This is a genomic window from Sellimonas caecigallum, from assembly GCF_019754295.1.
Taxonomy (GTDB): Bacteria; Bacillota; Clostridia; order Lachnospirales; family Lachnospiraceae; genus Sellimonas; species Sellimonas caecigallum.
This window is the reverse complement of the sequence record NZ_VIRV01000002.1, coordinates 45688-59450: the sequence shown is the minus strand read 5'-3', so window position 1 is coordinate 59450 and position 13763 is coordinate 45688. Positions and strand designations below refer to the sequence as shown.

Annotated in this window: 17 protein-coding genes; 14 read left to right on the top strand and 3 right to left on the bottom strand. The window is 46.8% G+C overall.

The window, feature by feature from the left end; all coding sequences use genetic code 11:
- Positions 1–12 precede the first annotated feature (12 nt).
- The 14 genes from FLB61_RS02755 to FLB61_RS02690 all read left to right on the top strand — a co-directional run bounded on the left by FLB61_RS02755 (position 13) and on the right by FLB61_RS02690 (position 11469).
- Complete coding sequence (locus FLB61_RS02755) at positions 13–1311, top strand: MATE family efflux transporter (RefSeq protein WP_221919339.1); 1299 nt, start codon at positions 13–15, stop codon at positions 1309–1311.
- Between the two features lie 156 nt (positions 1312–1467).
- The gene (locus FLB61_RS02750) at positions 1468–2352 is read left to right on the top strand and encodes a carbohydrate ABC transporter permease (RefSeq protein ID WP_221919338.1); all 885 of its coding nucleotides are present in this window, start codon (positions 1468–1470) and stop codon (positions 2350–2352) included.
- Between the two features lie 135 nt (positions 2353–2487).
- Positions 2488–3273 (top strand): carbohydrate ABC transporter permease, encoded by a 786-nt coding sequence (locus FLB61_RS02745; RefSeq protein WP_405121560.1) that lies wholly within the window; start codon positions 2488–2490, stop codon positions 3271–3273.
- A gap of 46 nt (positions 3274–3319) precedes the next feature.
- On the top strand, positions 3320–4624 hold the full coding sequence (locus FLB61_RS02740; protein WP_221919337.1) for an ABC transporter substrate-binding protein: 1305 nt from the start codon (positions 3320–3322) through the stop codon (positions 4622–4624).
- 1 nt (position 4625) lies between these two features.
- Complete coding sequence (locus tag FLB61_RS02735; protein WP_087199840.1) at positions 4626–6122, top strand: CehA/McbA family metallohydrolase; 1497 nt, start codon at positions 4626–4628, stop codon at positions 6120–6122.
- The gene (locus FLB61_RS02730; protein WP_087212543.1) at positions 6112–6855 is read left to right on the top strand and encodes an HAD family hydrolase; all 744 of its coding nucleotides are present in this window, start codon (positions 6112–6114) and stop codon (positions 6853–6855) included. The genes FLB61_RS02735 and FLB61_RS02730 overlap by 11 nt, the downstream gene beginning before the upstream one ends.
- A 2-nt stretch (positions 6856–6857) precedes the next feature.
- The gene (locus FLB61_RS02725; RefSeq protein ID WP_221919336.1) at positions 6858–7970 is read left to right on the top strand and encodes an ABC transporter ATP-binding protein; all 1113 of its coding nucleotides are present in this window, start codon (positions 6858–6860) and stop codon (positions 7968–7970) included.
- A 155-nt stretch (positions 7971–8125) separates the two neighbouring features.
- Entirely contained in the window at positions 8126–8275 is a 150-nt protein-coding gene (gene rpmG / locus FLB61_RS02720; RefSeq protein WP_087200040.1) for a 50S ribosomal protein L33, read from the top strand.
- 24 nt (positions 8276–8299) lie between these two features.
- Complete coding sequence (gene secE, locus FLB61_RS02715) at positions 8300–8500, top strand: preprotein translocase subunit SecE (protein WP_087199835.1); 201 nt, start codon at positions 8300–8302, stop codon at positions 8498–8500.
- Positions 8501–8527: 27 nt separating this feature from the next.
- The gene (gene nusG, locus FLB61_RS02710) at positions 8528–9043 is read left to right on the top strand and encodes a transcription termination/antitermination protein NusG (RefSeq protein WP_087199833.1); all 516 of its coding nucleotides are present in this window, start codon (positions 8528–8530) and stop codon (positions 9041–9043) included.
- Between the two features lie 54 nt (positions 9044–9097).
- Positions 9098–9523, top strand: coding sequence for a 50S ribosomal protein L11 (gene rplK, locus FLB61_RS02705; protein ID WP_087212546.1), 426 nt, complete (start codon positions 9098–9100; stop codon positions 9521–9523).
- A gap of 60 nt (positions 9524–9583) precedes the next feature.
- Positions 9584–10276 carry a 50S ribosomal protein L1 gene (gene rplA / locus FLB61_RS02700; RefSeq protein ID WP_087199829.1) on the top strand — a complete coding sequence of 231 codons (693 nt, stop codon included), beginning with the start codon at positions 9584–9586 and terminating at the stop codon, positions 10274–10276.
- A 138-nt stretch (positions 10277–10414) separates the two neighbouring features.
- Positions 10415–10747 carry a PadR family transcriptional regulator gene (locus FLB61_RS02695; RefSeq protein ID WP_221919335.1) on the top strand — a complete coding sequence of 111 codons (333 nt, stop codon included), beginning with the start codon at positions 10415–10417 and terminating at the stop codon, positions 10745–10747.
- Positions 10744–11469, top strand: a complete 726-nt coding sequence (locus FLB61_RS02690) for a hypothetical protein (protein WP_221919334.1) — start codon at positions 10744–10746, stop codon at positions 11467–11469. Before FLB61_RS02695 ends, FLB61_RS02690 begins: the two co-directional genes overlap by 4 nt.
- On the opposite strand, the gene FLB61_RS02685 is transcribed toward FLB61_RS02690, so the two are convergent.
- Genes FLB61_RS02685 through FLB61_RS02675 form a run of 3 tightly spaced genes read right to left on the bottom strand, consistent with a single transcriptional unit; the run spans position 11466 to position 13742 of the window.
- Positions 11466–12155, bottom strand: coding sequence for a radical SAM protein (locus FLB61_RS02685; RefSeq protein ID WP_221919333.1), 690 nt, complete (start codon positions 12153–12155; stop codon positions 11466–11468). The genes FLB61_RS02690 and FLB61_RS02685 overlap by 4 nt on opposite strands.
- Positions 12139–12735: an ECF transporter S component gene (locus tag FLB61_RS02680; protein ID WP_221919332.1), complete on the bottom strand. Its 597-nt coding sequence runs from the start codon at positions 12733–12735 to the stop codon at positions 12139–12141. The genes FLB61_RS02685 and FLB61_RS02680 overlap by 17 nt, the downstream gene beginning before the upstream one ends.
- The gene (locus FLB61_RS02675; protein ID WP_221919331.1) at positions 12732–13742 is read right to left on the bottom strand and encodes a nucleoside hydrolase; all 1011 of its coding nucleotides are present in this window, start codon (positions 13740–13742) and stop codon (positions 12732–12734) included. The genes FLB61_RS02680 and FLB61_RS02675 overlap by 4 nt, the downstream gene beginning before the upstream one ends.
- Between the last annotated feature and the right edge of the window lie 21 nt (positions 13743–13763).

Sequence of the window (13763 nt, the reverse complement as noted above, 5' to 3'; positions counted from 1 at the left end):
GGACATACACAGATGAACAGAAAAGCAATTTTGAAAAAGATGGCAAGGGACTGCATACCTACAATATTTGCCCTATGCTTTACAGGAATGTATTCGGTAGTGGACGGACTGTTTATCGGACATGCTGTAGGGGATGACGGGCTGGCGGCAGTCAATCTTGCATGGCCGATACCGGCAGTCATCACGGCGCTTGGGATCGGCATCGGGATCGGCGGGAGCGTTCTTTATTCCAGATGCATGGGCAGTAAGGAGGAAGAAGAAGCTTCCGCGATTTTTCATGTGACGATCACATCGCTTTTTCTTTTTGGGGCGTTGATCAGCGTGCTGTTTCTCGTGGCTGGACCGTCGCTCCTTAGTCTTCTGGGAGCTCAGGGGAAAGTGTACAGATATGCATGGGAGTATGCATCAGTGATCGCCGGGGGCGCTGTATTCCAGGTCCTTGGAGCCGGACTTGTCCCTGTGCTTCGGAACAGGCATCGGGCTTTTGAGGCGATGGCGGCTATGATAACCGGTATGGCAGTAAATGTCACACTGAATTATATCCTCATGTTCCGGGTCAAGATCGGTATCCGGGGAGCAGCCATCGGGACGGTGGCGGCACAGTGTGTCGTCATGGCTATTGCGCTTTTTTGCCTCTATGGAAAGGAGAAACTGAAATTTCAGATTTCGTTCAAGGCAGGACAGGTTTGGCGGATTCTAAAGACAGGAATTCCTGGGTTTGGACTGTCCATCGGACCATCGGTTGTGCTGATTTTTACAAACTATCGATGTGGAGGATTTGGGGGCGATACGGCGGTTGCCTGTTATGCGGTCATCTCCTACGTCGTTTTTCCGGTTCAGTCTATGCTCACAGGAGTGGGCGATGGGATACAGCCGCTTGTGAGTTATTATCACGGAGCAGGAAGAGAGGACATCTGCAGATTTATACAGCGGGCGGCGCGTATCTGTCTGATATTGCTTGGAGTTGGATTTTGTCTGCTTGTGACGGCGGCAGCTCCAGCTATTCCAGGTATCTTTGGGATGTCAGGGGAAGCGGGAAAGATGTTTGTGCCAGGTATGAGATTGAGTGCTGTGGCGTTTTTATTTATGGGAAATGCGAAACTCAACGTTTCTTATATGAACGCAACGATGTGCGTGAGACAGGCAATGGGACTTGTCTACAGTGAGCTTTTTTTCATATCTCCTATCCTGCTTTTTGTCATTCCGCTTTTTTCGGGACTATCCGGAGTATGGATCTCGCTTCCGGTCACGCAGGCGGTCATGCTGCTTGTCTGCTTTGCGATCAGAAGAGCGGGCAAGACAAGAATGTAAACTTTTGTAAAAGAAAAATGAGAAATGCAAAGAGAATGCACGTGAAATTATACAAACGTGCATTCTTTTTTACGCTCATTTAACTTTGTGCACAGGTTGATTTTAACGTGTATCCGTTATACTGTTCACGTCAATCAAAAGAAGGGAGAAAAAGCATTGGAACGTAAAAAAAGAGATTGGAAGTATTCGGCAAATGTATTGCTGTTTGTAGTACCGGCATTGATCCCACTGGTCGTTTTCTGGATTTATCCGATTATCCGATCGCTGTTTATCAGTTTTACAAACTGGGATTATATGAGTCCGACATACGATTTTGTGTTCCTTGACAATTTTATCGCCTTGTTCAAGGATGCCAGATTTTACGATGCATTACTGAATACGTTGATTTTTACACTTGGGACATTGATTCCGACATTAGTGGGAGGGCTGCTTTTGGCGCTGCTTCTGCAGAAACATTTCCGGGGGAGCGGCATTTACAAATTTATTCTGTTCTCGCCATGGATCACGCCGACAGTCGCTATTTCCATTGTCTGGGTATGGATTTTTGATCCGGATACAGGGATCGCAAATGCGGTGCTGAATTTCTTTCATATGCCTGGTCTGAAATGGATCGAAAGTTCAGATACAGCCCTGCTTGCGGTGATCATCGTAACGGTATGGAAGAGTCTTGGATACGCGATGATCTTCTACCTTTCCGCGCTGGAAAAAGTACCGTCTGAACTCTATGAGGCGTGCGGGCTTGACGGGGCGAGGAAGTGGCAGCGGTTCCGCGACATCACGATACCGAGCATATCGCCTACCACATTTTTCCTCATGATCATCACGATGGTCAATTCTCTGCAGGCGTACGATCAGATCCAGATCCTAACCCAGGGAGGACCGTCCGGAAGTACGAGAACACTGCTTTACATGTATTATCAGCTTGGGTTTGAAGAGTTTGACATGGGGCAGGCAACAGCGGTAGCCATGGTCATGATCGTGATCACAGTCCTGCTCTCAGCGGTGCAGTTCAGGGCATCCAAAAAGTGGGTACATTATTAGAAAGGCGGCAAGAAAATGGACAGTCAGAGAACATTGAATTTGAAAACAGAAGTTTCAGCCAGGCCGGCAGTGCATCGAAAAAAGAAGAAAGCGTCAAGCACAGCTGCAGAATGGGTAAAAAAAATTGTGCTTCTGATGGCCAGCGCAGTAACAGCATTTCCGTTCCTGTGGATGATTTTAAGTGCCCTGAAGACAAAAGAGGAAATCATGGACGTGAGCGCCTTTTTCCCGCAAAATCCACAGTGGCAGAATTTTACGGAGGTCATCTTTCAGTCCCCCATCGTGCGCTATATCGGAAACAGTCTTTATGTCTCTGTTATAACCGTAGCGATCCAGCTTGTGACGGGGGCAATGATCACATACGCCATAGTATTCATGCACTTTAGAGGAAGGAAGGCCCTCTTTGCCATCATTATGGGGACATACATGCTTCCAACAGCGGCAACCTACATTCCGTCATACATCATCCTTGCCAATATGAACCTGTTGAATACATATACTGGTCTGATCATATCCAGTGCGGTAAGTATTTTCGGAATCTTCCTTTTGCGGCAGGCTTTTATGCAGGTACCGACAGGGCTGATCGAGGCGGCAAGAATAGACGGAGCCGGACATTGGAAGACACTTTGGAAGATCGTGATGCCGATGACCAAATCATCGTTTATCACGTTTGGGCTTATGAGCTTTATCACATGCTACAACAATTACATGTGGCCGTCCCTGATCACAGATGATACGAGGCTGAGTCTTGTGTCGCAGGGGCTGCGGCAGTTTTTCATAGAAGGCGGCGCCTACGGCACCAACTGGTCGCTTGTCATGGCAGGAAGTGCTGTGATCGTCATCCCGCTCCTTGTTCTGTTTGCATTCACACAGAAATGGTTTATCAACGGAATTGGCGGCGACACAGGAATGAAAGGGTAGGATTTACAGTTTATTTACAGATGCGAAAAAGAAAGGAAAAAATCAGATGAAAAAGAGAATTTTATGTGCTTTACTGGCAGCGGCGATGGCAGCAACACTGATGACAGGATGTGGAAACGGACAGAAGTCTGGCGGGACACAGAAGACAGAAGATGGAAAGATCCAGATCGACTTCTGGTACTCAGGAGGTAAAACGGCGGTAAATGTCCTCACAGATCTTGTAGAAGAGTTTAATCAATCACAGGACAAATATGAAATCAAAGGAACAACACAGGCAGACTATACAGAGACATATGAAAAACTGCAGGCAGGTATAGCCGGGAAAAATGCACCGGATATCGCTCTTTTGGACGTGGATAAGTCGAGAAATCTGTATGAAAAAAAACAGGTGTCCGATTTGAATGAATTCATCGAACAGGACGACAGCTTTCAGAAAGAGGATTATATTGAAGTTTTCTACGACCAGGGATTGTCAGACGACGGGGAAGCGCTCTTTGCCCTTCCGGCTTACGGGACGACTCAGGTTATGTATTACAATAAGCAGGCCTTTGCCGACGCAGGTATTGACCCGGCATCTATCAAGACATGGCAGGATCTGGAAGCAGCCGCAAAGAAGATGTCCAAAGGGGAGGCGTTCTATGGATGGGAACCGATGTGGGGATATGGCAATCTGGTAGATGCATCTCTTAGCAACGGTGCAAAATTTATAAGTGACGACGGAAAGACTGTGCTGATCAACAGTGAAGAGTGGGTAGAAGTGTGGGAAAGCTTCCGCAAGTGGATACACGAAGACAAGATCATGACAATCCATTCCGGAGGACAGGGATGGGAATACTGGTATAAGACCATTGACGACGTACTCCAGGATAAAGCTGGCGGATATACCGGATCTTCAGGAGATCAGGCAGACCTTGACTTTACAAAAGTCGGCGCTTTCGAACAGCCGGGATGGGGAGAAAATCCATCTGCGCCGACGGCAGATGCGCTCCAGTTTGTTATGCTTGACGGATCATCCGATGAAGAAAAAGAAGGTGTCTATGAATTTATGAAATTCTTCACAGAGCCGGAGAACCAGGCAAAATGGTCTATGAATACAGGATATGTTGCAGTTCGTAAGTCCACACAGGAGGATCCGGAATTTAAGGCCTACACAGATGAAAACCCGCAGGCTCTTGTGCCGCTTACACAGTCCATGCATGGTTCCCTTTCCATCAACGACCCGACGGGAGGAAAGATCATCGATGCGCTTACCATCGCCGCAGATAAGGTAGAGATCGAAGGGATCTCTGCAAAAGAAGCTCTGGATGAAGCGCAGAAAACAGCACAGGAGGCGCTTGACAACGTAAAATAGTATGGAAAAATCAATCACACTTTTTATCAATAAATCCACGCCGAAAAAACTCACAGAAGAGATCGTCATAACAAAGCCGCTGAAGCGGCTTACGATCTCAATAGACGTGGAAAAAGATGAGTATGCCCTGATGGGTTATATCGTCATCCGTGACGAAAAAAACCGTATCCGGTTCCAGAAAATGGCCGGATACGGAGAAAAAATAATTTCAATAGGAAAACATGCAGGAGATACGACCATCAGCGGTGTTCCGGGACCGATTGGAGCGGGGACATGGACGCTTACGGTCTTTCTGTTTACAGAATATATCGAACAGAAACTTGGAGACCTTACATTTCCACTTCGTTTCCACATCTCGGACCGTAAAGCACAGATCACGGAAACCATCGGAAAAAGTCTGTGGGTAGACAGGCACTACAGAGAGCAGATTTGGCTTGGATATTATAACAGAAAAACTTTTTACAGCAGCAGAAAACGCTGGTATAAAGGGGATTTCCACACGCACACACATCTCTCTGACGGAAAAGAGACGATCGAAAACGCTATGAGAAAAGCGGTGGAGATGGATATGGATTTTTATGTCCCGACGGAACATAATGTTGTTCCTACCGGCTGGATCGATGATTCGCTGCTGATCTTGCCGGGAGTGGAGATCACGACGGAGATCGGACACTGTAATCTGATCGGCATTGACAAGATGCCGGAGAGACTGCCGGAGATCATGGAATTTAATCAGGAGCCGGAGATCGGAGAGTATCTCCATGAAACGATCCGGGAAGCAAAGAAAAGAAACTGGATCGTCAGCATAAATCATCCGTTTCTGACAATCTGGAAATGGAAGTATGGGGAAGCGCGGCTTTCCGATATAGATTGCATAGAGATAATAAATGATCCGACATATACGGATGCGAAGCCGTCCAACGATAAGGCGATCCGATTTTTGGACTTTTTGTGGCAGAACGGACATCGTATATGGGGAATCGGCGGAAGCGATTCTCACAATCTGGCAGAAGAGCGGTATGAAGGCGCTTCATTGCCGTCTATAGCCGGGGATCCGGGAACGTACGTCCACTGTGATTCCCTCACGCCGGAACTGCTTGTGGAAGGTGTAAAAAAAGGCCACATCTATGTGAGCAGGTTTTGCACGGCGGATATCAGGATTGAATCAGAAGGGCGAGAATTCCTTCCTGGAGATAAACTGGAAAACTGTAATCGGACAGTAAAAATGGAGATCGAAGTCAAAGGATGTTCTCAAACGCCGGAAGTTTATGTTATAGTAAACGGCGAAAGAAAGAAACTTGTGACGGATGCTTCCCAAGAAGGCGTCCGCGCGGCGGACGAAGTGGCATTCCGCGAAGGGGAATGGAACTGGGCGCGGTTTGAAGTGCGGACGAAAGAAGGGGACTTTCTGCTGTACAGCAACCCGGTATGGCAGGGAACGAAAAAAGCAGCCTTTTTGAACTATAAGGAAGCTTTGGAGGTATTTGATGAAGATTAGAGGAGTATTGTTTGATAAAGACGGTACATTGATTGATTTTTTTGGCTTGTGGCTGGAAGCGGCGCAGAAGGTCGTCCCGGAATTTATACGCCGAAATGGATTCAGCGGATGCGAAGACCTGGAAAATGCACTCTATGAATCTATTGGGATCTGTGATGGACAAGTCGATCCAAACGGAGCTCTTGCCTACAAATCCTTTGCAGAAATAGCGGAGGATATAGGCCGGGTTTTGGAGAAATACAGTCTGGACTTTGATAAAAAGCGGACGGAAGATCAAATGAAACGGATGTTTGAAAAAGCGATGCAGGGAGAGGACGCGAAGATTGTTCCGCTTGCAGAACTCGGGGGTTTGTTCGAGGAGCTGAAAGCGAGGGAAATCTGTATCGGCCTTGCTACAGCGGACACACAAAAATCAGCGGAAAACTGTATGAGAAAGCTGGGCGTTCTCGAGTACCTGGATTATCTTGGGGCGGATGACGGGAGGAAACAGCCAAAACCGGCGCCGGATATGCTTCTTGATTTTGCACGGCAGAACAAGATACAGCCGGCAGAGGTGCTTGTGGCAGGCGATACGAGAAACGATATGCTGTTTGCTAAGAAAGCGGGAGCAAAATCTGCAGGTGTACTGAGCGGAGTAAGCAAAGAAAAGGACTTAAGAGAATATGCAGATTTTATCATTCCATCGGTAGAAGAGATACCGAAGCTTTTAGATGCACTGGAAGGAGAAATCTAAAGATGGCAGAAATAGAACTGAAACATGTGTCAAAAATATACGAGGGCGGAGCGGCAGCGGTGCGGGATTTTTCACTGGATATCCATGACAGAGAATTCGTGATCTTTGTTGGGCCGTCCGGATGCGGAAAGTCTACGACACTCCGTATGATCGCCGGATTGGAAGACATTACCGAAGGCGAACTTTACGTAGATGGAGAGTACATGAACGATGTGGAATCCTGTGACAGGGATATGGCGATGGTTTTCCAGAACTATGCGCTGTACCCGCATATGACAGTGTACGAAAACATTGCGTACAGCATGAAGCTGAAAAAAGTGCCGAAAGAAGAGCGGAGAAAAAAAGTGCTGGAGACAGCAAAACTTCTTGGAATAGAGGAGCTCCTGGACAGAAAACCAAAAGAATTGTCCGGAGGCCAGAAGCAGCGGGTGGCGATGGGAAGGGCTATCGTGCGCAGACCGAAAGCATTTCTCATGGATGAACCTTTGTCCAATCTGGACGCGAAGCTGAGAAATCAGATGCGCACAGAAATACGGAATCTTCATAAAAATCTCGACACTACATTTATTTATGTGACGCACGATCAGACGGAAGCGATGACTCTCGGAACAAAGATCGTCGTGATGAAAGATGGGGTCATGCAACAGGTGGACACTCCGTCCCAGCTTTATGACTATCCGGTCAACATGTTTGTCGCCGGATTTATCGGGACGCCTCAAATGAATTTTTTAGAGGCGGACTGCATCATAAACGACGGAGAGGTAAAGCTTGCAACAAGACTTGGGATCATTGTTCCGGATAAAGGAAAAGGCGACATGCTGCTCAGGAAAGGGTATACCGGAAAAAAAGTTGTGGTTGGGATCCGGCCGGAAGATCTATACGACGATGAAACGATGCTGAGCCGGTTTCCGGATGCCACGGTCCACACAAAAGTGGAGGTATACGAGATGCTGGGAGATAAGTGCTGCCTGTACTGTGAGAAAAACTCAGAGAAGCTGACGGCATCAGTAAAATCTGATACGAAAGCAAGAAGAGGAGACGAGATCGCATTTGCCATGGATTTGTCGAAGATGCATATCTTTGATAAAGACACGCAGATGGCGATTGTACATTAAAATGTTTGGAAAAAGACTTGATTTCCGCTTGACTTTGTGGTATTCTGTGAGGGCGAATGGAAGTATAGGTCTTTTTTTTATGCCTAAAATCAGGCAGTTTCGCAAACTGCCGCGTAACAAGAAAATAAGAAGTGAAAAAAAGCGAGGTGGAAGTTGTGCGTACAAGAATTACATTAGAATGTACAGAATGTAAGCAGCGTAATTACAACATGACTAAGGATAAGAAAGCTCATCCGGAACGCATGGAAACCAAGAAGTATTGCAGATTCTGCAAGTCTCACACAGTACACAAAGAAACGAAATAATCGTTTGGAAAAGGAGTGGACGTTATGGGAGATTCTAAAACAGAAGCAAAAAAGCCTGGAAAGATCAAAGGCTTGAAAGCTGAGTTTAAGAAAATCATCTGGCCAGACAAAAAGACACTTGCAAAACAAACAGTAGCAGTCGTTTCTGTGTCTCTGATCCTTGGAGCGATCATTTCTGTTGTGGATGCGCTCCTGAAATTCGGAATTGATTTCTTAGTTCACTAAGAAGCTGACAGTAAGAAAGGTGATTATATGTCAACGGCAAAATGGTATGTAGTTCATACTTATTCAGGGTATGAAAATAAAGTAAAAGCCAACATTGATAAGACGATTGAAAACAGACACCTGGAAGATCAGATTCTGGAAGTCAGAGTTCCGATGCAGGATGTGGTAGAACTTAAAAACGGAGTTCAGAAGGCAGCCCAGAGAAAGATGTTCCCTGGATACGTGCTGATTCACATGGTTATGAATGACGATACCTGGTATGTGGTGCGTAATACCAGAGGTGTGACAGGATTTGTAGGACCAGGATCCAAGCCGGTGCCGCTTACGGATGAAGAGATGGAACCGCTTGGAATTCAGAAAGAAGATATTGTTGTGGACTTTGAAGTCGGCGATACGGTAAGCGTCATCTCCGGTGCGTGGGCAGATACGGTTGGAGTGATCCAGGCGATCAATACGCAGAAGCAAAGCGTCACGATCAATGTTGAATTATTTGGCCGTGAAACACCGGTGGAAATCGGTTTTTCAGATGTCAAGAAAATGTAGCGTAAAACAAGTGGGAGGGAAATCCCCGCAAATACCACAAGGAGGTACAAAATAATGGCTAAAAAAGTAGAAGGTTATATTAAATTGCAGATTCCTGCTGGAAAGGCAACACCGGCTCCTCCGGTTGGACCGGCTCTTGGACAGCACGGAGTTAACATCGTAGAATTTACAAAACAGTTCAACGCAAGAACAGCAGATCAGGGAGATCTGATCATTCCTGTAGTCATCACAGTTTATAATGACAGAAGCTTCAGCTTCATCACAAAGACACCGCCGGCAGCAGTTCTGATCAAGAAAGCATGTAAGATCAAATCCGGTTCTGGTGTACCGAACAAGACAAAAGTTGCTACGATCACAAAAGCTCAGGTTCAGGAAATCGCTGAACTGAAAATGCCAGACTTAAACGCTGCAAGCGTAGAAGCTGCTATGAGCATGATCGCTGGTACATGCCGAAGCATGGGTGTTACAGTAGTTGACTAATTGTAAACTTGAGAAACGTGGGAGGGCTCGCTCCCGATATTACCACTAGGAGGTTATAAGATGAAAAGAGGAAAGAAATATATCGAAGCTTCTAAACTGATCGAAAGAGGAAATCTTTACGACAGAGACGAAGCGGTAGCATTAGTTAAAAAATCTGCAACAGCAAAGTTTGATGAGACAATCGAAGCTCACATCAGAACAGGCTGCGACGGACGTCACGCAGATCAGCAGATCCGTGGTGCGGTAGTACTTCCGCACGGAACAGGAAAGAAAGTTCGTATCCTTGTATTCGCAAAAGATGCAAAAGCTGAAGAAGCAAAAGCAGCAGGAGCAGATTACGTAGGAGCAGAAGACCTGATCCCGAGAATCCAGAATGAAAACTGGTTCGAATTCGACGTAGTTGTAGCTACACCGGATATGATGGGCGTTGTAGGACGTCTTGGACGTGTACTTGGACCGAAGGGCTTAATGCCGAACCCGAAGGCTGGTACAGTAACAATGGACGTTACAAAAGCGATCAAAGATATCAAAGCCGGTAAGATCGAGTACAGATTGGACAAGACAAACATTATCCATGTACCGGTTGGAAAAGCTTCTTTCACTGAAGAACAGTTAGCGGACAACTTCCAGACGCTTATTGATGCAATCATCAAAGCAAGACCGGCAGCAGTAAAAGGCCAGTTCCTGAAGAGTGTGACACTCACATCTACAATGGGACCTGGAGTAAAAGTAAACCCGGCAAAATTAGCTTAATCTGATTGGCGTAGATAAAGAGAACCCTGAATAGATGCAGGGTTCTTTTTTTTGTGCGCAAAATTCCTTGATTACAAGACTACTTTGTGCTACTATGTAGTTAAGAAAAGTACCTTGTGGAACAAAGTAGGTGGTAACATGTATGATAAATCGCAGCTGATGCGGGGGACGCTGGAAGGGGCGATACTGAAGATCCTGTCCGCAAATGAGACATATGGATATGAGATCCTCGTGCAGCTCCAGGCATGCGGCTTTGGGGAGATCAAGGAAGGGACGATCTACCCTCTTTTGATCCGACTGGAAAAGAAAGGGATCATAAAAGGAGAATTTAAGGCGTCTCCGCTTGGACCGGACAGAAAATACTACAAGCTGACGGAAGAGGGAGTGCGCTACATGGAAAGTTTTGAAGAGAGCTGGAGTGCGATCCGGGAAGCGATGGATCGATTATGGAAGAAAGGAGGAAACGTATGAAAACGTATAAAGAAAAACATGTATATGTAGATGATTCCTCTTTGGAAGATGAAGATTGGATGACGCTGAGGAAGATCATGCGCCAGATTTCCTGCTGTGAAGTGGATGAGGGAGAATTGGAAGGGATTCGAAGGGAAATCATCGGGATGGCCAAAGAAGCGCGCGTGCGCGGCAGAAGTCTGAGAGAAGAGATTGGGGAGTCGGAGCGGACATTTGCCGAGGAAATTTTTCGGGCGTCCACCGGACGGGAGATGGCTCCGGGCAGAAAACAATTGAAGGGCGTGGGAATTTTTTTCATCGTGTACGGCATCGTCTATCTCGTGCATTGGGGGATGCGGTTTCTCTTTTTCGGAACGTTGAATTTGATGGAGAGTTATCAGGGCGGAGGATTGGACAATTTTGAGCAGATGTATGTTATATGGGGCATCAAAGAAATAATTGCAGAAATTTCAATCCTTCTGATTGGAATCTGGACAGTCCGGCACTGCGGAGACCGAAGAAGGCGGAAGAAACAGAAGATAGCAGGAATCTGTCTGCTTGTGTACTTTGGAGCGATTTTGACAGAAATACTGATAGGTTATGCGGCGTGGTCGGCCACGGTATGGATTGCTCTTGACGCCATTGCCTACGGTGTGTTCCTTATCCCGCTTATCGGAATCATTGCATCTGGCATCTATTTGTCTGCTGTCGGGCGGAACAAAAAAGATTGGGATGAGGACTAATCCCCCACCCCAAAATCAGTATTTTCATATAAAACCTCTATGGACGGATCGTCTTCGAGCCAGCGGTATTCTTCGAGAAACCAGCGGACGAGCGATTCGTCCCGTTTTACATCCGTCGTATTGTCTGTGAAGACGTTGAGCGTCCCAAGTTTGAAATAACGTTTCAGACAGTCGATATCGTACCGGATCATTTCTTTTGTCTGGCCTTTGATGCCCACCATGAGGCAAGGGGAATCAAAGTATTGACTCAATTCTTCCGCATCTTTGAAAGAAGCGTGTTTGTTCAGATAGTTTTCGCGAAAATCATAGTCAAATGTCTCGGCTCCGGTTTTGTATACGATCGGAATGCCGAAGAAACGGCGCATTTCATCGAGGCGGTTCCGATAGATCCAGTGTGCCTCAAAGAAGAGCTTCTGAATCTTTTTTTTCTGGACAATTGTCCGGATATCCTCCAATGTTTCTTTCGGCAGCTCGAAACAGCTTCCTGAATTGATGATTTCCAGGACGCCGAACTCCCCGGTTATGTGCGAGAGCACTTCCTGGTTCAGGGCACGCATGGCCTCCAGATCCCGGGAGTTATCATCGATGTAGTCGCAGAATCGGCATTTTCCCCACACGCAGGGATAGCCTTTTAGGAGAACGATCTCCCGCTGATTTTTGTTTGTGATCTTACTGTATCGATCCATAGGATACTCCTTCCTTTAAACTCTGGATGATGCTTTTTGGCAGTGCGTGCAGCAAAAAGATGGACACGAAAAGCGTAAGTATCCGATCGGCGTAATCCGTAAAAATCTGCACACAGAATACACTTGCGGTAAGTCCGAGACCACTGTGGTGCAAAATCTGCACAAGGACGGAAGAACCGGATGAAGTGATGCCGCCAAATACAAAAGAGGATATCAGTGCTGATACGACTGTACCTGGGACGGAAATCAGCAGTGTGAGAACCGGGAGAGGAAATCTGCCCGAATGGATGGTCCGGTCTTTCGTGTGCAGCAGCAGTCCCGCGGCAAACCCTGTGATAAGCTGGACTGGCAAGAAAAACAGAGAGTAGATGTCGGTTGTGATTCCGGTTATCAGTGCGCTGATAAGACCTGGGATCATTCCGTACACAGGGCCAAAAAGCATGGCGGCCATCATAGTACCCAGAGTATCAAAATAGATGGGAAGCCGCAGTGTTAGCGCAAGGTTAGCCCCCGCAATATTCAGCACAGCCGTAAGTGCGAGAAAAGACAACTGGGATATATGAAGTTTGTTGTTCCTCATGATATTGCCTCCTGGGTCAGGATATGACTCAGGATGTGATCGGTCGTTTCCCTGTCTGCCCCCAGTACACTGCAAAAGAACATAAGGAAAAATTCCTTCACATTGACGCTTGTAAGGATGGTTGCATTTGCAGATCTTTTCCAGATGCCACAGGCATCGACGACGCTCTGTCCAAGACTTATCCCTTCGGTCTCCACAGCGGTAAATGCATCGAATCCCTGACAGATATCGTGGTTGGCGAAATATGCCACTGCGAGAGGGTCGTTGATGACGCATCCGATAATACCTTCCTGTTTCCAGTGGAAATCAAAGTAAAACCGTGTGATTGACTTGATTTTCTCCCCGATATCCGGCTGAAGATACTTCATGTATTCCAAAATATTTGGGGTTAGCACAATTTTTCTGGTTACATCCAGTCCGATCATGTGGATTTTTTTGCCGCTGAGCTCTGGGCGTGTGGAAAACGCATCGTACACGTAAGCTGCGGCGTCCGGGTCGCACCAGTAATTGTATTCGGCCACAGGAGAACAGTTTCCGTGGGATTTGTAGGATCCGCCCATGGATACAAGTTCTTTTACGCGTGAGAATGCCTGGATGTCTCTCTGGATTGCCCGGGCAAGGTTTGTCATGGGGCCAAGGGCGATGACCGATACGTCTTCTTCAGACTTTAATGTGTCCAGCAGATAGGAAACGGCATCTGTTCTTGGTTTTTGCGTTGTTTCAAGAGTGAAAAAAGATTCCCCGAGACCGTCTCTGCCATGCGTGTCCATGGCGTCCACATAAGGCCTTTTTAAAGGCTTTGCTTCCCCGATGTAGACAGGGATGTCGGTCCGGTTCATCCATTGCAGGACCTGAAGCGCATTCTTTGCGCCGGTTTCGACGGGAACATTCCCGCAGACGACTGTGATGCCGATGACTTCGATTTCCGGTAAGGACAAGGCAAGCATAAGAGCCAGCGCGTCGTCGATCCCCGGATCACAGTCCAGAATTACTTTTTTTGCATTCATTCTCCAATCTCCTTTTCTTTT

What these genes read in the sequence shown, in the direction of transcription:
- FLB61_RS02730 (WP_087212543.1), top strand. Translation starts at nt 6,112, where the DNA reads ATGAAGATTAGAGGAGTATTGTTTGATAAAGACGGTACATTGATTGAT.
- FLB61_RS02745 (WP_405121560.1), top strand. Translation starts at nt 2,488, where the DNA reads ATGGCCAGCGCAGTAACAGCATTTCCGTTCCTGTGGATGATTTTAAGT.
- rplK (WP_087212546.1), top strand. Translation starts at nt 9,098, where the DNA reads ATGGCTAAAAAAGTAGAAGGTTATATTAAATTGCAGATTCCTGCTGGA.
- FLB61_RS02735 (WP_087199840.1), top strand. Translation starts at nt 4,626, where the DNA reads ATGGAAAAATCAATCACACTTTTTATCAATAAATCCACGCCGAAAAAA.
- FLB61_RS02725 (WP_221919336.1), top strand. Translation starts at nt 6,858, where the DNA reads ATGGCAGAAATAGAACTGAAACATGTGTCAAAAATATACGAGGGCGGA.
- FLB61_RS02690 (WP_221919334.1), top strand. Translation starts at nt 10,744, where the DNA reads ATGAAAACGTATAAAGAAAAACATGTATATGTAGATGATTCCTCTTTG.
- nusG (WP_087199833.1), top strand. Translation starts at nt 8,528, where the DNA reads ATGTCAACGGCAAAATGGTATGTAGTTCATACTTATTCAGGGTATGAA.
- FLB61_RS02740 (WP_221919337.1), top strand. Translation starts at nt 3,320, where the DNA reads ATGAAAAAGAGAATTTTATGTGCTTTACTGGCAGCGGCGATGGCAGCA.
- FLB61_RS02695 (WP_221919335.1), top strand. Translation starts at nt 10,415, where the DNA reads ATGTATGATAAATCGCAGCTGATGCGGGGGACGCTGGAAGGGGCGATA.
- secE (WP_087199835.1), top strand. Translation starts at nt 8,300, where the DNA reads ATGGGAGATTCTAAAACAGAAGCAAAAAAGCCTGGAAAGATCAAAGGC.
- FLB61_RS02755 (WP_221919339.1), top strand. Translation starts at nt 13, where the DNA reads ATGAACAGAAAAGCAATTTTGAAAAAGATGGCAAGGGACTGCATACCT.
- FLB61_RS02675 (WP_221919331.1), bottom strand. Translation starts at nt 13,742, where the DNA reads ATGAATGCAAAAAAAGTAATTCTGGACTGTGATCCGGGGATCGACGAC.
- FLB61_RS02680 (WP_221919332.1), bottom strand. Translation starts at nt 12,735, where the DNA reads ATGAGGAACAACAAACTTCATATATCCCAGTTGTCTTTTCTCGCACTT.
- rplA (WP_087199829.1), top strand. Translation starts at nt 9,584, where the DNA reads ATGAAAAGAGGAAAGAAATATATCGAAGCTTCTAAACTGATCGAAAGA.
- FLB61_RS02685 (WP_221919333.1), bottom strand. Translation starts at nt 12,155, where the DNA reads ATGGATCGATACAGTAAGATCACAAACAAAAATCAGCGGGAGATCGTT.